The sequence below is a fragment of the Mesorhizobium amorphae genome (assembly GCF_014843845.1).
Taxonomy (GTDB): Bacteria; Pseudomonadota; Alphaproteobacteria; order Rhizobiales; family Rhizobiaceae; genus Mesorhizobium; species Mesorhizobium amorphae_A.
Genome location: NZ_JHQS01000017.1, coordinates 345,914 through 363,782, shown reverse-complemented (window position 1 = coordinate 363,782; position 17,869 = coordinate 345,914). Strand labels below are relative to the sequence as shown.

Genomic DNA, 17,869 nt, shown 5'->3' with positions numbered 1-17,869 from the left:
GACTTCTGATCAGCAACGTCCAGGCTGCGTCCAAGGAACTCCTGACATGGACCGAGCGTGGCCCGCATTGGAACCGAGCGGCACGCGTTTGCACCGCCGCCCTGACCGGCAACGCAACGCCGCAGGAGGCCAGGAGGTGCTTCAGGATTGCCGCCATAGAGAATGGTCGCCTCCTTCCCCGCATTGAAGAGGAAAACTGAACACCTGTGCCGCCTCTGCCACCTTCGCCGGTCGCTTTCTGGCACTATGGTTGATTACGACGTTGGCCGTGCGGACGAACGACAAGACAGGCCCAACGGCCGGCGGCGCCAAGCGCGCTGGGCCTTGACCGACCGGAATTGCGAGGCCAGCCGGTTCCTAGAGGGATGTGCTGTCGGCAGCCCGCTCCGCAAGCGGGACCATGGTCCGGTTTCTGCGGACGGTGGTCCTGACATCGCGGAGCCTGGCACCGGAGCGGCCCAGCGGTCGTGGCTGGGTGTGGGGTCGGCCGCCGGGCCTAACCGGCGATAGGGGGTAGTTTTCGCCGGCTGGCATATCCATAGGCCCTTCGCGCATCTTTGCTAATTTGCCAAAATGGCCATGGTCCGAGGCGATAAATCGGATGAACCCCGAGTCAAATCCGGTTGAGACAGAACACCTGCGACTGGCGCGGTAACCCGTCAACGGCCGCAGGCATCTGGGCGGCGAGGAGGAAGGCTTGCGACACGCCTCGCCGCAGGATTTCCGGGAAGTATCGGTGGCACAGGCCACTGGGTCATTTGGTCACGTCCTGACGATCCTCAGCCTCGAAGAACGCCATGGATCAGGACCAAATAGACGACCGGGGCAACAAGCAACCAGCAGATGGCCATTCCGATAACCACAGCGATGCCCAAGCGCTCCGCTCGCCTGGAGATGTCAGCGAAATCAGCCTCACTTGGGATGAGATCAAGGATGGAGCACTCACTGGCGCCAGGGGTATGATTGTCGTTTGCAGGTTGGCATACGGCATCATCAACGTTTTGATTGCGCGACGAGATTTGGTTCACACATTGGCCTCGTTAAATCGGTGCCCGCCGGGGGACAACAGCGGGCACCGGGGTTAACCGCCGATTAAGGGTACTCGGCAGTCCATTCCAATGTCTTGGCTAGGCATCGGTTGCCACCCTCAGGCCTTTGCCGCTGAAGCTGAGACTTCAGTCGGACCCTCATAGGACCGTAGCCCACAGGCGGAACGAATGTCCTTCAGGCGCCGTTTGCATCCAGTGAACCTAAAGGAGAGGACGTCATGGCTGACGGACCAACTGTTGTAAACTCGGGGGGCGGAGGCACGGCAGTCGCAGTCGTTCTTGCGATTATCGCGATTGTTGTCCTGCTGTTCTTCACCGGCGTTATCAATATCGGTGGTGGCGGCTCTAAGGACATCAACGTCAAGGTGGAGGCACCGAAGGTCGAGGCGCCAGCTACATCTTCGGCACCTGAGCCGGCAGCCCCGGCCCCCGCACCGGAAACACCTGCACCGGCCCCGGCAACCCCTGCACCGGCCGCTCCCGCTAACGGCGGTTGAGCGAGTACGGCGGAGGCTCCAGCGCCGGTGGGAGGTGCGCTGGAGCCTTTAACTCAGCGATAGAGGAGGAAGGCATGGACGATCGGCAGAACAGCATTATGGAGGCTCGGTGGCTTCTTGCAGTGCCCGCCTCGCTTCTCGTTACGGTCGTTCTGGCTGGTTTCCTGCTTGTCTAGAAGCTTATCACTCCGTTGGCGGTTCGGAACTTTGATTTCGCGATCTGGTAACCACGGAGAAAATAGGAAGCCTATTCGACCGGTGCTGGTAATGGCCGGTGCAACGGGCCCCTCGGGGTGCGCTGCACCGGCGCCGCCCGTTTTGAACATGGTCTCAGGAACCTTTCATGCGCAAGCCGCTTTGTGTGCATGTCCAAAGCCGTCGAACCCCCCTTATTGCCAAAGGGTAGCCCAGATCGGGAGGCCAACTGTGAAGTCGCTATGGAAGCGGCATTCGCAGCGCTGGTGACTGCCTCAGAAGCGCAAGGCTGGACGCCGCGCGAGACGGCTGCATCCTTGCTGAAAATCGCTACGGAGCATGCCCGGCAGTTCAGGCTTGTGCCGGCTGAGCCGCCGAGGTGGCAAACGCGAAGAGGCATATTGATCGCGTGTGCCGCGCTCGTGTTTTTGCTATGTGCCGCCACCGTTTGGTGGATGCTCAGGTGAAATCGGAACAAATGGGATCGACGCCGGTTAACAATCGAAGGGACTGCGACGAGTGCGGAAAATGGTTGATCTCTTGAACTTGGAATTGGCTAAGGCGCGACAGCGCGTGAAACGAGCCGAGAACTCTCTGAAGCGCGCGAATGAGTTGCTGGACGAGGATTGCGGCGTCGGAATCAACATCGCCTTGTGCAGCCGGATAAGGTCCGAGCAAAGGCGTGTGGTCGAGGCGAGAGAACGCCTCACGAAGATCGATCCCGTCAGCATTGACAGCGCCCGCGCGGGTTGAACCATCCGGCCGCCCAGGGGGCGACTGGCCCAATCGGCCTGGCTGCCTCGACGCCCGGTGAAACTCTCGTCCGTCTTTTGCTCAAGGAACGCGTCGGCATGTTCGTCGACGACGGCAGTCTGGCGCTGCTGGCGCTGGTCCTGATTGCCGCGATCACCGCGGCGGTAAAGCTGCTGGCCTTGCCGCCGCTCGTCGGCTGCGTCCTGCTGCTGGTCGGCTATCTCGGATCTGTCACGCTCGAGGATCGCCATCCCGGCCGATGGTCGCTTTCCCCGCGTGCCGATCTCAAAGCATGTCGTCGAGGCTCCAGTGATTGTTCCAGCGGGCATCGATCTCGTCGTCGACATTCTGGTAGCGGATATCGGTCGAAAGGCGGATGCGCCTGTCCACGCTTCGATTGGTCGTCGAAGCGTGGATCATGAACGGCGAGTGCAGCACCATGTCGCCGGCCTCGTAGTCGGCGACCAGCCATCGCGTGTCGAAGCGCTCGGCCATGTCGGGAAGATCCTTGGACACCCAGCCGCCCTCGGTCATGTTGCGATTGAAGGCGCTGATCCGCTCCTGCGGCGCCAGAGCGGCATTGTCCTTTTCGAAGCGGGCCTCCATCGCCGTCCCGATCGCATGAGAGCCTTCCAGATAGGCAAGGCCGCCCATCTCGAGCGGCGTATCGCCGATCGGTATCCAGGCGGTCACCAAGCGGCTCGTGCCGCCGCGCAGATAGACCAGATCGTAATGCGCCGGGGTTGCGGCCGGCGTTCCGGGCTGCGTGAACCGCATGAGCTTGCGCTTGTGCAGATAGGACAGACCGCCGAGGAACTGGTCCATGAAGCCGGAAAGGCGCGGCTGGGCGCAAAAACCTTCATAGGTGGCCGAGCGCACCAGTGACATCAGCCGACGGTCGGCGAGGCCCTTGTCGAGCATGCCGTCGGCCGCGATGCCCAAGGCAGGATCCGAGCCGGGCTCGATCAGCCCGGTATCCGCCAGGTGGGAGAACACCCAGCCGCGGAAATCGATGACATCGGCCCAGCGCAGAAAACCCTTCAGCCAGACATAGCCGTTTTCCTGGTAGCGGGCGCGGATTGCCGCGACGCCGACAGCCGGATCGGTCGGCACGAGATGGCCGAGCCGATCGGGCGCGCTCGACAGCGTCTTGCCATTGGCGACGAGATCGGCCGGCGCGACGGCGCGAGATTCGAACATCTAGAGGACGGAATAGCCGGCGCTCGCACGCTCGCGCCGAAAATCCGATGGCGACATGCCGGCCAGCTTGCGGAACGACTTGTTGAAGGCGCTCAGCGAACCGAAGCCCGAGTCCATGGCAACGCGCAGCACATTGGCGTCTTCATGCATCAGCAGCGCCTGGGCGTAGCTCAGCCGCAGCAGGTTGACATATTCGTTGAGCGTCATGCCGGTCGACTTCTTGAAGATGCTCATGGCGTATTTCGGATGGATGTCCGCCGCCCCGGCGATGTTCACGCAGTCGATCTCGTAGAGGAAGTTTTCGGCGATGAAGTCGCACATGCGCCCGACATTGCGCGAGGATTGCTGGTCGAAGGGGCTGCCGGCGGCCTGCCCGACCGGGTTTTCCGGCACCAGCCGGTAAGGCTCGAAGCGCATCCGCTCCAGCCTGAGCAGCAGCTCGTTCACCGCATGCTCGGCCTTTGCCGGATCGCCCGAGCGGACATAGCGGTTCCAGCGCTCGAAATTGTCGTCATCCGACCGGTCGGTGGCATCGCTCACCAAGGTAGCACCGGTCATCAATCGATGCCGGACATCGGTCGGCAGATGCAGCCGGAAGAAATGCACCAACGGCAGATGCGCGCCGGCATAGATGGCATCGTCGCTGAGATCGTCCATCTGGTGCGGCAGGCCGCCCCAGAACAGGCACATCTCGCCGGCCGACAGCGAAATCTCATGGTCGTTCATGCGGTAGTGCACGCTGCCGCGGACGATGAAATTCACCTCGACCTGGGCATGCCAGTGCGGTTTGAGCATCACCAGGGGTTCTGTGTGGAACATCTGCAGCAGCAGCGGCAGGCCCTCCACGCTGCTGGCGCCAGGCTGATAAAATGGCCTTTCCGGCATCTTACTTTCCGCCAATTTCTTATTCCCTTTGTCGGGGACAAGCCTTCCGCGCTGCCTAATGTAGCCACGCTCACCAAAAGAGAGCAAATGAAATGGGAGGATTTCAATGCGCACCATACTGACCTGCGCCGCGCTCGCGCTTGCCCTGGGCTCCGGCCCGGCCATGGCGCAATCCGGCGAAATCACGATCTGGAGCTGGAACATCGCGGCTTCGTCGCTGAAAGCCACCGTCGCCGGCTTCAACAAGCAATTCCCCGATATCAAGGTGACCGTCGAGGACCTCGGCAACCAGCCGACCTATGACAAGTCGATCGCCGGCTGCGCCGCTGGCGGCGTCGGCCTGCCGGATATCGTCTCGGTCGAGAATGGCGAGGCCGAGAACTACTGGAGCCAGTTCCCCGACTGCTTCGTCGACCTGCATACGCTGGGCTACACCGCCGAGGACCAAAAGAAATTCCCCGATTTCAAGCGCACCGAGCTCGAAGTGGGCGACAAGGCCTATGCGATGCCGTGGGATTCCGGCCCGGTCGCCGCCTTCTACCGCCGCGACTTCTACGAGAAGGCCGGCGTCGATCCCGCCTCGATCAAGACCTGGGACGATTTCATCGCCGCCGGCAAGAAGATCCAGGCCGCCAATCCGGGCGTGACCATGACCAACGCCGATTTCAACGGCGACACCGAATTCTTCCGCATGATCGCCAACGAACAGGGCTGCGCCTATTTCGCCGCCGACGGGCAGTCGATCACGGTCAACCAGCCCAAATGCGTCGATACCCTGACCAAGATCAAGGAAATGAAGGACGCCGGCATCATGGCGTCGGCCGACTGGGGCACCAAGATCACCAACAACACCGCCGGCACCGTCGCCACCCAGGTCTATGGCGGCTGGTATGAGGGCACCATCCGCACCGAATCGGCCGGTGAAAACGGCAAATGGGGCGTCTATCTGATGCCGAGCCTGACCGCCGACGGCCCGCGCGCCGCCAATCTCGGCGGCTCCTCGCTGGCCATCACGTCAGCCAGCAAGAACAAGGAAGCCGCCTACGCCTACCTGAAATACACGCTGGCGACCAATGAGGGCCAGATCACCATGCTCAAGGATTTCGGCCTGGTGCCGTCGCTGATCTCGGCGCTCGACGACCCCTACGTCGCGCAAGGCCTGCCTTACTGGGGTGGCCAGGCGGTGTGGAAGGACATCCTCGCCACTCTGCCCAAGGTCGTGCCGAGCCGCGGCACGCCGTTCCAGAGCGACGCCGAGATCATCATGCGCGCCGTGCAGACCAAATATCTGGCCGGCGGCTATCCCGACGCCAAGGCGGCGCTCGACGATGCCGCGAACCAGATCGCCTCGGCGACCGGCCTGCCGATCAAGTGACGAGACGGCGAGCTGAGTGATGCGTCTTGAAGGAATGTCGGCGCTGCCCCTCATCCCCCTGCCGGGACCTTCTCCCCGTATAGTGACGGGGAGAAGGGAGATGGCCGCAACGACGCCGCCTTCCTGCGACGGTGGTGATTGGCGAAACCATCGATGACAGCGCCCCTCTCCCCGTCACTATACGGGGAGAGGATGCCGGCAGGCAGGTGAGGGGCGGCGCAAACATCGACGATTGAATACCAGTAACCTATCGGGCGTGACACAGAAGCAAAAAGGAGGAAACGATGCGCCATCAGAACGCCACCGCCTATCGTTTCCTGGCGCCCTATCTGCTGATCTTCTCGGTCTTCTGGGTCTGGCCGATCATCAGCTCGTTCCTGATCTCCTTCCAGGCGACGCGCACCGTGCCGTGGCGCTGGGCGCCGACCTTCAACTGGGGCCGGCTCATCGGCGACCCGGCCTTCTTCAATGCGCTGAAGAACACGCTGCTCATCCTCGTCATCCAGGTGCCGGTGATGATCTCGCTGGCAATCGTGATGGCGGTGCTGCTGAATTCGCCACTGCTCAAGGCGCGCGGCCTTTACCGCTTTGCCTTCTTCGCCCCGGTCGTGGTCGGCGAAGTCGCCTACTCGGCGGTGTTCCGGCTGATGTTCAACCTCAATTTCGGCATCATCAACAAGCTGCTGAACAGCGTCGGCCTGCCCAGCATCGACTGGTTTTCCAACGTCACGCCGGCTATGGCGCTGATCATGATCGCGGTGACCTGGCGCTGGGCCGGCTACAACGCCATCATCCTGCTCGCCGGCCTGCAATCGATCCCGGATGACGTCTATGAGGCGGCGACGCTGGACCGCGTCAGCAAGGTCAAGCAGTTCTTCTACATCACCCTGCCGCTCTTGAAGCCGATCATCGTCTTCTGCGCCGTGCTGTCGATCATCGGCACCATGCAGCTGTTCACCGAACCCTTCCTGATCACCGAGCGCGGCGGCCCGGGCGGCGGCACCGAGACGCTCGGCCTGTTGCTCTACCGCCAGGGTTTTCGTTCGCTCAATTTCGGCTATGCCTCGGCCGTCGCCTACACCATGGCGGGGCTGGCGATCGCCATCACGCTGGTGCAGCTCTGGCTGACGAAGGAGCCGAAATGAGCTCGCGTTCGCAGGCAAGGCTCGGCCGCAGCATCGCGCTGCATCTCTTCCTGACGCCGCTGGCGCTGATCTGGCTGTTTCCGCTGTGGATGATGGTGGTGTTTTCGACCATGCCCGACAACGGCATCTTCAGCCCCGGCATCGAGCTTCTGCCGCACGACAATTTCATCGACAATTTCAACAATTTGCAGCGCGACACCAATTTCGTCGGCGCCATCGGCATCTCCGTCTCGGTGGCGGTGACCTACACCTTCCTGTCGGTGCTGCTCACCTCGATGGCCGGCTGGGCACTCGCCCGCTACAATTTCGTCGGCAAGGGCGTGGTCGTCGCCATCATCCTCGGCACCATCACGCTGCCTTATGCCGTGGTGCTGATCCCGCAATTCATCATGGTGGCGCGCGACTTCCAGCTCGCCAACACCTGGGTGGCGCTGATCGTGCCGCCGCTGTTCAATTCGCTCGGCGTGCTGTTCATGCGCCAAGCCTTCTCGATGATGCCGTCCGATCTGTTCGACGCGGCCAGAGTCGAGGGCGTCAAGGAATGGCGCATCTTCCTGTTCGTCGCGTTGCCTTTGGCGCGGCCGATGCTGGCGGCGCTCGCCATCATCCTCTTCCTTGCCTCGTGGAATAACTATCTCTGGCCGCTTTTGATCAACAGCCAGCCCGGCGCGATGACCGCGCCGGTGGCGCTCGGCACGCTGATCGGCCTCACCAAAGTGTCATGGGGCGGCATCATGGCCGGCGCCGTCATGCTGACCGTGCCGATGCTCGTCGTCTTCGTGCTGCTGCAGCGTCATTTCATCGCCGGCATCGCCGCCGGCGCCATCAAATAGGATAGGACGAGATGGCCGCCGTCACGCTCAGCAATGTCGTCAAACGCTTCGGCGTCTATGAGATCATTCATGGCGCCAACATCGACATCGCCGACGGCGAGTTCGTCGTCTTCGTCGGCCCTTCCGGCTGCGGCAAGTCCACTCTGCTTCGGATGGTCGCCGGGCTGGAGGACATCAGCGGCGGCGAGATCGCCATCGGCGGCAAGGTGATGAACGACGTCGAGGCTGCCGAGCGCGGCATCGCCATGGTGTTCCAGTCCTACGCGCTCTATCCGCACATGACGGTCGAGCAGAATCTGAGCTTCGGGCTGAGAATGAACGGCAACCCGAAGGCCGACACCGAGCGGCGGGTGAAGAGGGCCGCCGAGATCCTGTGCATCGACGAACTGATGCAGCGGCGGCCGAAGCAATTGTCGGGCGGCCAGCGCCAGCGCGTCGCCATCGGCCGCGCCATCGTGCGCGAGCCGCAGGTGTTCCTGTTCGACGAACCGCTCAGCAATCTCGACGCCGAGCTGCGCGTGCAGATGCGGGTCGAGATATCGCGCCTGCACAAGGAGCTCGGCGTCACCATGATCTATGTGACGCACGACCAGACCGAGGCGATGACGCTGGCCGACCGGATCGTCGTGCTCAAGGCCGGCAATGTCGAGCAGATCGGCGCGCCACTTGATCTCTATGACGACCCGGCCAACCGCTTCGTCGCCGGCTTCATCGGCTCGCCGAAGATGAATTTCCTGGCCGCCAAGGTGGTCGAGGCGGGCAATGGTTCGGCGACCGTCGAGCTCGTCAACCATGCCAGCGCGCGGCTCAAAAAATCGCTCCAGACCACACCGCCCGCCGTCGGCGCCGATGTCGTGCTTGGCGTCAGGCCGGAGCATTTCTTCGATGCCGGGCAAGGCGATTGCGACATCGCCGTCAAGGCCGATGTCGCCGAGCACCTGGGATCGGTGAGCTACGTCTACGCCGATGCCGGGGACACGGAACTGATCATCGAGCGCGAGGCATCGCGCCAGCGGGCTAGCGGCGACCATTTGGTGGTGTCGATCAAGGCCGGCAAGGCGCTGCTCTTCGACACCAAGGGCGCACGCATTCGCTAGGCGCCAGAACCTTTCTTTGCCTGACCCGACGCGTCGAGGCGACCCCAAGGAGATTTGAAATGAGTTCCGAAGCCAGAAAAATTCGTTGGGGCATTCTTGGGCCCGGCAGCATCGCAAAATCCTTTGCCGGCGGCGTGGCGCAATCGCGCACCGGTACGGTTGTCGCGCTCGGCGCCCGTAACCCCGGCAAAGCAGGCCTTGCCGAGACCTTCCCCGGCGCCCGCATCCTCGACGGCTATGATGCGCTGCTCAATGACGCGGAGGTCGACGCCGTCTACATTTCGATACCGCACCCCGGTCATGCCGAATGGGCGATCAAGGCCGCCGAAGCCGGCAAACATGTGCTGTGCGAAAAGCCGCTGGCGCTGACCGCCTTCGAGGCCGACGCGATGATCCATGCGGCGCGCAAGGCCGGCACGTTCCTCGGCGAAGCCTTCATGTACCGGTTGCATCCGCAGACGCTGCAGCTGGTGGAATTGATCAAGTCGGGTGCCATCGGCGATGTCAGGATGATCAAGTCGAGCTTCGGCTTCGCCATGCCGGGCTTCATGCCGGAGCACCGGCTCTACGCCAACGACCTCGCCGGCGGCGGTATACTGGATGTCGGCGGCTATCCCGCCTCCATGGCAAGGCTGATTGCCGGCGCGGCATCCGGAAAACCCTTCGCCGAACCCGACAAGGTGACGGGTGCCGCGCATCTCGGCCAGTCCGGCGTCGATGAATGGGCCTCGGCACTGCTGCATTTCCCCGACGGTATCGTCGCCGAGATCTCCTGCAGCATCTCGCTGACGCAGGACAATGTGCTGCGCATCTTCGGCACCAAGGGCCATATCGAGGTGCCGGATTTCTGGTTCGCCGGTGGCAACCGCGACGTCGGGCCGGGCAGGATCGACCTGATCCGGCCCGACGGGACCCGCGAAACCATCAGCGTCAACGAAACCCGCCATGTCTACTCCTTCGAGGTCGATGGCGCCGGCGACGCGATCCTTGCCGGCAACCAGGAATTCGCCTGGCCGGGCATGGGCTGGGCCGACAGCCTCGGCACTCTGCGCGTGCTCGACAAATGGCGGGCGGCTGTGGGCCTCGAATACGAGATCGAAAAGCCGGCAAAACGCATCAACACGATTTCGGGCCGGCCGCTACGCACCGATGGCACCAGCATCCAGAAGCGCCAGATCCCCGGTCTGCCGCGACCGGCCTCGTGCCTGGCGCTCGGCTTCGAGGATTTCCGTACGTTTTCTTCGGGCTCGATCCTGCTCGATGGCTTCTTCGAGGCCGGCGGCAATCTGTTCGACACCGGCTATGTCTATGGCGGCGGCTACACCGAGGCGCTGCTCGGCCAGTGGCTGAGGAACCGCGGCGTGCGCGAGCAGTCGGTCGTCATCGGCAAGGGCGCGCATTCCCCGCTCTGCTATCCCGATGTCATCGGCAAGCAGCTTGCCCAGACGCTCGACCGGCTGCAGACCGATCATGTCGACATCTATTTCATGCACCGCGACAATCCCGACGTGCCGGTCGGCGAGTTCGTCGACGCCATGGACGCGGAGGTCAAGGCCGGCCGCATTCGCGGCCCGTTCGGCGGCTCGAACTGGACGATGGAACGCATGGACGAGGCGATTGCCTATGCCGAAAAGACCGGCAAGCAGAAGCCCGGCGCGCTCTCCAACAATTTCTCGCTGGCCGAGATGCTGGAGCCGATCTGGGCCGGCTGCGTCACCTCCTCGACAGACCAGTGGAAGGCCTGGCTGACCGCCCGCCAGATGCCGAATTTCGCCTGGTCGAGCCAGGGTCGCGGCTTCTTCACCGACCGTGCTGGGCGTGACAAGCGCGACAATGAGGAACTGGTGCGCGTCTGGTACTCGGACCGGAATTTCGGCCGCCGCGACCGCGCCATCGAGCTGGCGAACCGATTGGGCAAGAGCCCGATCCATGTCGCGCTCGCCTATGTGCTGGCGCAGCCCTTCCCGTCCGTGCCGCTGATCGGCCCGCGCACGCTTGACGAGCTGGAGGATAGTTTGCAGGCGCTCGATGTTGCGCTTTCGCCGGACGATCTCGAGTGGCTGGACAGCGGCGCCGAGCGGCGCCGGGCGCGAAGCGGGGGCTGAAGCAATTCCAGGAACGTGTGTAGCGGTTTTCCGTCCGGATTGCGTAGAAGAATACCGGAGCGGTTCCGCTTGCCTGGACAGACAACGTGAACTGCTCGGGTGAGGGCTTCGTGATATCCTGCCGCCTAAAGGGAGGATATCATGAGCAGCGATTCCGCGCGTTTCACCGGCTCCATCCCCGAGCACTATGATCGGATCCTGGGGCCAATCATCTTCGCCGACTATGCCGCCGACATCGCCCGGCGGGCGGCCGTTTTCGTGCCGCCGCGGGTGCTGGAGACGGCGGCGGGAACCGGCATCGTCCCCCGCCGGCTGCGCGATGCCTTGCCGGCCGGCACGCGCCTGACTGCGACCGACCTCAACCCGCCGATGCTCGAGTTTGCGCGGCAAAAATTCAAGCCTGGCGAGCAGGTCGAATTCCAGCCCGCCGATGCCACGCAACTGCCTTTCGCGGACGCCAGCTTCGATGCCGTCGTCTGTCAGTTCGGCGTGATGTTTTATCCCGACAAGGACAAATCCTACCGCGAGGTCCATCGTGTCCTGGCGGCCGGCGGTCGCTATCTTTTCAACGTCTGGGATTCGCATCGCTACAATCCGTTCGCCCATATCGCGGACGGGGTTGTGCAGCGCCTTTTCCCCATCGATCCGCCGCAGTTCTACAAGGTACCGTTCTCCTGCCATCAGATCGATCCGATCAAGGAAGCCGTCATCGAGGCCGGCTTTGCCGATATCGACGTTTCCGTGATCAGGCTGGAAAGGGAGATTCCGGACATGGACCAGTTCGCCCACGGCATTGTCTACGGCAACCCGCTGGCCGATCAGGTTCGGGCGCGGGGCGGCGAACCTGAGCTGGTGGTGCAAACTGTCGTCGAGGAGCTTCGCCGCGCATTCGGCAGCAATCCCGGACGGATGCCGCTGCAGGCGATCGTCTATTCGGCCGGCAAGCCATAGCGATCTCGCTCAGCGGTCGATGCGCGTCGACAGGATGATCGACGACGATGTCCGCTCCACCCCATCCATCGCGCCGATCTGGTCGAGCAGCGCATCCAGATCCCGGATCGACGGGGCGTCGACGATGACGATCATGTCGAAATTGCCGCTCACCGAATGCAGCGTCCTGACCGGCGGCAAAGCCTGCAGGCTGCGCACGACCTTGTCGGCGAGCTTGGGGGTGACGGTGAGCAGCACATGCGCCCGCACCAGCCCCTGTTCGTAGTCCGGCGCCAGCCGCACGCCATAGCCGGCGATGATGCCGCGCTGCTCCAGCCGCTCGATCCGGCTCTGCACGGTGGTGCGCGATACGCCGAGCTGGCGCGCCAGCTCGGCGGTCGAGGCGCGCGCGTTGGCACGCAGCAGGGAAAGCAGGGCCAGTTCGGCATCGCTGATCATTTCGACGAACCTCGCCGGCATATTGTTCAAAAAGCAGTTTCGTTCCGAACAATTCCACGCTTCCTTTCGACAGGCAAGCTGCGATTCTACCCCTCGAACTGACATTCGGGCGAGGGAACCGGTCATGAAGAAAATTGTTGTCGTCGGCGCCGGAAAGATCGGCTCGACCATTGCCGAAATGCTCGCCGCGACCGGCGACTACCACGTCACTCTCGTCGACCGCGCGGCGGCGCAGCTAACCGCGGCCGAACTGCCGGCCACGGTTGCGACGCTGGAGCTCGACATCGCCACGCCCGGCGCCCTCGAAGCGGCCCTGGCCGGCACATTCGCGGTGCTGAGCGCTGCCCCCTTCCACCTGACCACCCGCATCGCCGAGGCGGCGGCCAGCGCCGGCGTCCACTATCTCGACCTCACCGAGGATGTCGTCAGCACCCGGAGGGTCAAGGAACTGGCTCGCTCCGGCAAGAGCGCCTTCATCCCGCAATGCGGCCTGGCGCCGGGCTTCATCTCGATCGTCGCCAACGATCTCGCCAGCCGTTTCGACACGCTGGAGAGCGTGCGCATGCGCGTCGGCGCGCTGCCGCAATATCCGTCGAATGCGCTGAACTACAATCTGACCTGGAGCACCGACGGCGTCATCAATGAATATTGCGAGCCTTGCGAGGCGATCGTCGAAGGCCAGCTGATCGAGGTGCCGCCGCTGGAGGAGCGCGAGGAATTCTCGCTCGATGGCGTCACCTATGAGGCATTCAACACCTCGGGCGGGCTCGGCACCTTGGCCGAGACCCTGAAGGGCAAGGTGCGCACGCTGAACTATCGCACCATCCGCTATCCCGGCCACGCCGCGATCATGAAGGCGCTGCTCAACGATCTTGGCCTGCGCCACCGCCGCGACGTGTTGAAGGACATTTTTGAGAGCGCGTTGCCTTCGACGCTGCAGGACGTGGTCATCGTCTTCGTCACCGTCAGCGGGCTCAAGAACGGCCGCCTGCTGCAGGAGACCTACGCCAACAAGATCTACAGCCAGCGCGTCGGCCAAATGGTGCGCAGCGCCATCCAGATCACCACGGCGTCCGGCATCTGCGCCGTACTAGACATGCTGGCCGATGGCAGCCTGCCGGCGACAGGCTTCGTCAAGCAGGAGGACATCGCCCTCGACGCTTTCCTCGCCAACCGTTTTGGTCGCGCCTATGCGCAGCACGAAATGGTTAGCCGGCTGGCGAGCTGAGCTTTTCACCCTGGGAAAGGATGGGAGCCTAGGGGAATCGCGCCCTTCCTCCCCCCTCCGGAGGGAGAGGAAAGGAGCCTGGAGGAATAGGTTCCCTCCGTTCCTTCCCTTGCGTCCAACAAGGGGGAGCCACCGCTCTAAATATGCAGCGCCTGCCCGGCGCCTTCAACGCCGCTTCCCGGAGGTGGTCGACGCCCGCGGCACGTCCACCTCCCTATTTGCGCAGGATCATCGGCCGCCCGAGCAGAAACCGGACAAAATTGCCCACTGTTCGCGAGGCCTTGGCCGAAGTGTGAGGCAGTTGCGGCGTCCTCTCCTTTCGCACGGGCTCCCGCCTTTCGATCTCGACCCCAGGTCGGCCGACGGTGAAGGACGGCTCCGCGGCCGGCTTGCCCCTGAGCACATTGGCGGCATTGTTGTCGTGAATGACGATGCACCATTGCGCGCCCTTCGATGCCGCCACGACGGTGTTGAAGCGCGTCGCCATCTTGGCGTGATGGTCGCTATAGACACCTTTCATTTCGGCTGATCGCTTCTCGACCAGGGTGCCGAACGCCGACGTGACATATTCGTGGTGCGTGTAGCGGCCGGTCGCCGTGTCGAAATTCTGACCGTCCGGAAAGGCGATATACAGCGGCTGTTCGCTGACCGCGCCTTTTTCGATCTCCCGGCGCGCGTAATGGTCGATCCGCTCCATGAAGCTCGGCGCCAGCGCGTCATCGCTGTCGAGCCGCGTCAGCGACACGAACTCGGCATCCGTGTCGCCTTGGACGAACGCGTTGAAGCGAAGACTGTATGTCTCATGTGCTTCGACGAGAACCGGCCTGACGTCGATGCCGGCCACGCAATTGCAGACGGTCCTGACGTAGTTCTCGTGGGTCTCGGCATCGAAGGCGATCAGGACGGTAAAGTCCTTCATCGATTGGGCTTCGAGAGACGGCGCGCAATATCCATCAAACAACGCCAGCCGCTCGACAAGCCATACGGGATCGAGATTGGCGCGACCCTCTCCGTTCCACTGGCTCGGTTTGAAACCGGTGGGGGCGTTGTAGCGAATCGCAATGTATTTCTTCAGTTCCATAGCCACGGAAAGACACCAGTCTGTCCCGTTACGCAATCAATCAGCCCAACATAGCCGACGCAGCTAGATATGCAGAGCGTGGCCGAGCGCCTTCAGCGCCGCTTCCTGGAATCCTTCGCCCTGCGTCGGATGGGCGTGGATGGTGCCGGCAATGTCTTCCAGCCTTGCGCCCATTTCGAGCGCCAGGCCGAAGACCGCCGACAGTTCCGACACGCCCTGCCCGACCGCCTGGATGCCGAGCACCAGATGGTTGTCCGCACGCGCCACGACGCGGACGAATCCATCCTCGCCGAGCTTGGTCATGGCGCGGCCATTGGCGGCGAAGGGAAACAGGCCGATCTTGATTTCGCTACTGACGGCCTTCGCCTCTTCCGGCGACAGGCCGGCCGTCAGCAGCTCCGGATCGGTGAAACAGACCGCCGGGATCGCCCGCTTGTCCCAGCTGCGCTTGTGGCCGGCGACGATCTCGGCGACCATTTCGCCCTGCGCCATCGCCCGGTGCGCCAGCATCGGCTCGCCGGTGACGTCGCCGATGGCGAAGATGCCGCGCATCGAGCTGCGGCACTGGTCGTCGATGCGGATGAATTTGCCTGCCATATCGAGATCGATCTGCTCGAGGTCCCAGCCTTCGGTCACCGGCTTGCGGCCGACCGTGACCAGGATTTTGTCAACGGCAAGTTTGGCATTCTTGCCGTCTGATGTCTCGACCAGCAGCGCATCGCCCTTGGTCGACAGCCCCTTGGCCTTGGCGCCCGCCATCACCTCGATGCCGAGCTCGGCCAGCCGCTTCACCACCGGCCGCGTCAGCTCCGCATCATACTGCGCCAGCACGCGCGGCAAGGCTTCGACCACGGTCACCGCGGCACCCATCTTGGCGAAGGCGATGCCGAGCTCCAGCCCGATGTAGCCGCCGCCGACCACGGCCAGCTTCTTCGGCACCTCGCCCAGCGCCAGCGCTTCCGTGGACGAGATCACCGGTCCGCCGAACGGCAGGAACGGCAATTCGACCGGCGCCGAGCCGGTGGCGATCACAACCACCTCGGCGCGGATAACCTGCGTCCCCGTCTCGGTTTCGACCTCGACGGTCTTGCCGTCCCGGAACGTCGCCCAGCCCTGCACGGTCTTGACCTTGGCCTTCTTGAGCAGGCCGGCGACGCCGCTGTTCAGCCGGCTAACGATGCCGTCTTTCCAGGCAACCGTCCTTGTCAGATCGAGCGTCGGCGCGGCAACCGAAATGCCGAGCGGACTCTTGCCGCCGGCCATATGCGCGACCTTCTCGAACTCTTCCGCAGCGTGGATCAGCGCCTTGGACGGGATGCAGCCGACATTGAGGCAGGTGCCGCCAGGCTTGCCGGCTTCGACGATCACCGTATCGACACCGAGCTGACCGGCGCGGATGGCGCACACATAGCCGCCCGGACCGGCGCCGATGACGAGCAGCTTGCAGGAGATTTCTTTCATCTTGGCACCTTGGTTGGCCGTCGCGATGGACAATGCGCTAAGTAGCGATCCTCCGCGCCCCCCTCTGTCCTGCCGGACATCTCCCCCTCAAGGGGGGAGAATAGATTTTGCCGCGCTTTCGCCAATCTCGAAGGTCGCGAGGATGGGCAAGGCGCTGACGCTGCCAATCTCCCCCCTTGAGGGGGAGATGCCTGGTAAGGCAGAGGGGGGTGCTGTCCCGCCGGCATCTCAGTAGATCCCCTCAATCCACGAAAATCAGCGCCGGCGTCTCCAGCAGCGTCTTGATGCGCTGGACGAACACGGCGGCGTCCCAGCCGTCGATGACGCGGTGGTCGAAGCTGGAGGACAGGTTCATCATCTTGCGCGGCATGAACTGCGTGCCGTCCCACACCGGCCGCACCATCATCTTGTTGACGCCGATGATCGCCACTTCCGGATGGTTGATGACCGGCGTCGTCGCCACGCCGCCCATGGCGCCGAGCGAGGTGATGGTGATGGTCGAGCCGGACAGCTCGTCGCGCGTCGCCGTGCCCGACTTCGCCGCCTCGGCCAGTCGGTTGACCTCGGCGCCACAGTCCCAGATGTCGCGCGCTTCGGCATGCTTGACCACTGGCACCACCAGCCCCGACGGCGTCTGCGCGGCAATGCCGATATGGACGCCGCCATGCTGGTGGATGATGCCGGCCTCGTCGTCGAACAGCGCGTTGAGATTGGGCTGGTCGGCGATCGCCTTGACCATCGCCCGCATCAGGAACGGCAGCAGAGTGAGTTTCGGTCTTTCTGCCCCCTTGGCAGCACGCTTCTCCTTGTTGAGCGCGGCACGCAAGTCCTCGAGCGCTGTGACGTCGATCTCCTCGACATAGGTGATATGCGGGATGCGCGACTTGGCGATCGTCATCTTCTCGGCGATCTTGCGCCGAAGCCCGATGACCTTGACGTCTTCGATGCTGTCGTTGCGGGCAAGACCCGATGTCTTCGCGACCTGCGGTCCGCGCGCCAGGAAGGCATCGATGTCCTCATGGCTTATGCGGCTGGCCGGACCACTGCCGGCGACCTGGCGCAGATCGATGCCGGCCTCTCTTGCCCTGAGCCGGATGGCGGGCGACGCCAGCGGTTTCTCGCCCTCTGGACGCGGCGCGCCGGAGATCGAGACCTGTCCCGTTGCTTTCGGACTGGCCGGAGATGGCGCCGGTTTTGCCTTCGCCTCGTCAGCCTTCGGCGGTGCCTTCGGGCTCGGCGGCGCAGCCTCGGGCTTCGGTGTTGCGAGCTTTGCCGGAGGTTCGGCGTTGATGGTTTCTGCTGCCGGGCTGCTCTCCGGCTTCACATTGCCCTCGCCGGCCACTTTCAGCCGCACGATCGGCGAGCCGATCGCCACCGTGTCGCCGATCTCCGCGCCGAGCCACAGGATCTCGCCATCGACGGGTGAGGGTATTTCCACCGTCGCCTTGTCGGTCATGACAGCGGCGAGTACCGTGTCCTCGCGCACGAGGTCGCCGACCTTCACATGCCACTCGACCAGTTCGGCCTCGGCGACACCTTCGCCGACATCGGGCAGCTTGATGATATGTTCGCCCAT

Annotated in this window: 17 protein-coding genes; 9 read left to right on the top strand and 8 right to left on the bottom strand. The window is 63.5% G+C overall.

Annotated features, from left to right (window positions below):
- Together DH08_RS12045 and DH08_RS12040 are read left to right on the top strand one after the other, a co-directional pair.
- Positions 1–200: DUF982 domain-containing protein (locus DH08_RS12045; RefSeq protein WP_345892377.1), on the top strand; the 200-nt coding region annotated here is incomplete at its 5' end.
- Between the two features lie 1,067 nt (positions 201–1,267).
- Positions 1,268–1,546, top strand: a complete 279-nt coding sequence (locus DH08_RS12040) for a hypothetical protein (RefSeq protein ID WP_192179507.1) — start codon at positions 1,268–1,270, stop codon at positions 1,544–1,546.
- A 53-nt stretch (positions 1,547–1,599) separates the two neighbouring features.
- Here DH08_RS12040 and DH08_RS12035 read toward each other — a convergent pair whose 3' ends face one another.
- The 4 genes from DH08_RS12035 to DH08_RS12020 form a co-directional block, all read right to left on the bottom strand.
- Positions 1,600–1,872: a hypothetical protein gene (locus DH08_RS12035; RefSeq protein WP_192179506.1), complete on the bottom strand. Its 273-nt coding sequence runs from the start codon at positions 1,870–1,872 to the stop codon at positions 1,600–1,602.
- A gap of 363 nt (positions 1,873–2,235) precedes the next feature.
- Positions 2,236–2,745, bottom strand: coding sequence for a hypothetical protein (locus tag DH08_RS12030; RefSeq protein WP_192179505.1), 510 nt, complete (start codon positions 2,743–2,745; stop codon positions 2,236–2,238).
- Positions 2,746–2,779: 34 nt separating this feature from the next.
- Entirely contained in the window at positions 2,780–3,694 is a 915-nt protein-coding gene (locus DH08_RS12025; protein WP_192179504.1) for a phytanoyl-CoA dioxygenase family protein, read from the bottom strand.
- The gene (locus tag DH08_RS12020; protein WP_192179503.1) at positions 3,695–4,579 is read right to left on the bottom strand and encodes a helix-turn-helix domain-containing protein; all 885 of its coding nucleotides are present in this window, start codon (positions 4,577–4,579) and stop codon (positions 3,695–3,697) included.
- 106 nt (positions 4,580–4,685) lie between these two features.
- Here DH08_RS12020 and DH08_RS12015 point away from each other — a divergent pair, with 106 nt between their 5' ends.
- The 6 genes from DH08_RS12015 (at position 4,686) to DH08_RS11990 (ending at position 12,085) form a co-directional block, all read left to right on the top strand.
- A complete protein-coding gene (locus DH08_RS12015; RefSeq protein ID WP_192179502.1) occupies positions 4,686–5,954 on the top strand; it encodes an ABC transporter substrate-binding protein in 1,269 nt (422 codons plus the stop codon).
- Between the two features lie 284 nt (positions 5,955–6,238).
- A complete protein-coding gene (locus DH08_RS12010; protein ID WP_006203515.1) occupies positions 6,239–7,099 on the top strand; it encodes a carbohydrate ABC transporter permease in 861 nt (286 codons plus the stop codon).
- Positions 7,096–7,932, top strand: a complete 837-nt coding sequence (locus tag DH08_RS12005; protein ID WP_192179501.1) for a carbohydrate ABC transporter permease — start codon at positions 7,096–7,098, stop codon at positions 7,930–7,932. Before DH08_RS12010 ends, DH08_RS12005 begins: the two co-directional genes overlap by 4 nt.
- An 11-nt stretch (positions 7,933–7,943) precedes the next feature.
- Positions 7,944–9,029 carry an ABC transporter ATP-binding protein gene (locus DH08_RS12000; protein ID WP_192179500.1) on the top strand — a complete coding sequence of 362 codons (1,086 nt, stop codon included), beginning with the start codon at positions 7,944–7,946 and terminating at the stop codon, positions 9,027–9,029.
- A gap of 59 nt (positions 9,030–9,088) precedes the next feature.
- Positions 9,089–11,134, top strand: a complete 2,046-nt coding sequence (locus DH08_RS11995) for an aldo/keto reductase (RefSeq protein ID WP_192179499.1) — start codon at positions 9,089–9,091, stop codon at positions 11,132–11,134.
- A 141-nt stretch (positions 11,135–11,275) separates the two neighbouring features.
- The gene (locus tag DH08_RS11990) at positions 11,276–12,085 is read left to right on the top strand and encodes a class I SAM-dependent methyltransferase (RefSeq protein ID WP_192179498.1); all 810 of its coding nucleotides are present in this window, start codon (positions 11,276–11,278) and stop codon (positions 12,083–12,085) included.
- Positions 12,086–12,094: 9 nt separating this feature from the next.
- Here DH08_RS11990 and DH08_RS11985 read toward each other — a convergent pair whose 3' ends face one another.
- A complete protein-coding gene (locus DH08_RS11985; RefSeq protein WP_192179497.1) occupies positions 12,095–12,523 on the bottom strand; it encodes an Lrp/AsnC family transcriptional regulator in 429 nt (142 codons plus the stop codon).
- A gap of 124 nt (positions 12,524–12,647) precedes the next feature.
- On the opposite strand from DH08_RS11985, the gene DH08_RS11980 reads away from it, so the two are divergent.
- Complete coding sequence (locus tag DH08_RS11980; protein WP_192179496.1) at positions 12,648–13,751, top strand: saccharopine dehydrogenase family protein; 1,104 nt, start codon at positions 12,648–12,650, stop codon at positions 13,749–13,751.
- Between the two features lie 214 nt (positions 13,752–13,965).
- Here the strand turns inward: DH08_RS11980 and DH08_RS11975 are convergent, their stop codons facing one another.
- From DH08_RS11975 to DH08_RS11965, 3 genes are all read right to left on the bottom strand, one after another.
- A complete protein-coding gene (locus DH08_RS11975) occupies positions 13,966–14,832 on the bottom strand; it encodes a glycosyltransferase (protein ID WP_246800791.1) in 867 nt (288 codons plus the stop codon).
- A gap of 63 nt (positions 14,833–14,895) precedes the next feature.
- Complete coding sequence (gene lpdA, locus DH08_RS11970) at positions 14,896–16,293, bottom strand: dihydrolipoyl dehydrogenase (RefSeq protein ID WP_192179494.1); 1,398 nt, start codon at positions 16,291–16,293, stop codon at positions 14,896–14,898.
- 241 nt (positions 16,294–16,534) lie between these two features.
- Entirely contained in the window at positions 16,535–17,869 is a 1,335-nt protein-coding gene (locus tag DH08_RS11965; protein ID WP_192179493.1) for a dihydrolipoamide acetyltransferase family protein, read from the bottom strand.

Bases quoted from the DNA above. Each gene is read 5' to 3' on its own strand.
- DH08_RS12040 (WP_192179507.1), top strand. From the start codon at position 1,268: ATGGCTGACGGACCAACTGTTGTAAACTCGGGGGGCGGAGGCACGGCA.
- DH08_RS12035 (WP_192179506.1), bottom strand. From the start codon at position 1,872: ATGTTCAAAACGGGCGGCGCCGGTGCAGCGCACCCCGAGGGGCCCGTT.
- DH08_RS12030 (WP_192179505.1), bottom strand. From the start codon at position 2,745: ATGGCGATCCTCGAGCGTGACAGATCCGAGATAGCCGACCAGCAGCAG.
- DH08_RS12025 (WP_192179504.1), bottom strand. From the start codon at position 3,694: ATGTTCGAATCTCGCGCCGTCGCGCCGGCCGATCTCGTCGCCAATGGC.
- DH08_RS12020 (WP_192179503.1), bottom strand. From the start codon at position 4,579: ATGCCGGAAAGGCCATTTTATCAGCCTGGCGCCAGCAGCGTGGAGGGC.
- DH08_RS12015 (WP_192179502.1), top strand. From the start codon at position 4,686: ATGCGCACCATACTGACCTGCGCCGCGCTCGCGCTTGCCCTGGGCTCC.
- DH08_RS12010 (WP_006203515.1), top strand. From the start codon at position 6,239: ATGCGCCATCAGAACGCCACCGCCTATCGTTTCCTGGCGCCCTATCTG.
- DH08_RS12005 (WP_192179501.1), top strand. From the start codon at position 7,096: ATGAGCTCGCGTTCGCAGGCAAGGCTCGGCCGCAGCATCGCGCTGCAT.
- DH08_RS12000 (WP_192179500.1), top strand. From the start codon at position 7,944: ATGGCCGCCGTCACGCTCAGCAATGTCGTCAAACGCTTCGGCGTCTAT.
- DH08_RS11995 (WP_192179499.1), top strand. From the start codon at position 9,089: ATGAGTTCCGAAGCCAGAAAAATTCGTTGGGGCATTCTTGGGCCCGGC.
- DH08_RS11990 (WP_192179498.1), top strand. From the start codon at position 11,276: ATGAGCAGCGATTCCGCGCGTTTCACCGGCTCCATCCCCGAGCACTAT.
- DH08_RS11985 (WP_192179497.1), bottom strand. From the start codon at position 12,523: ATGATCAGCGATGCCGAACTGGCCCTGCTTTCCCTGCTGCGTGCCAAC.
- DH08_RS11980 (WP_192179496.1), top strand. From the start codon at position 12,648: ATGAAGAAAATTGTTGTCGTCGGCGCCGGAAAGATCGGCTCGACCATT.
- DH08_RS11975 (WP_246800791.1), bottom strand. From the start codon at position 14,832: ATGGAACTGAAGAAATACATTGCGATTCGCTACAACGCCCCCACCGGT.
- lpdA (WP_192179494.1), bottom strand. From the start codon at position 16,293: ATGAAAGAAATCTCCTGCAAGCTGCTCGTCATCGGCGCCGGTCCGGGC.
- DH08_RS11965 (WP_192179493.1), bottom strand. From the start codon at position 17,869: ATGGGCGAACATATCATCAAGCTGCCCGATGTCGGCGAAGGTGTCGCC.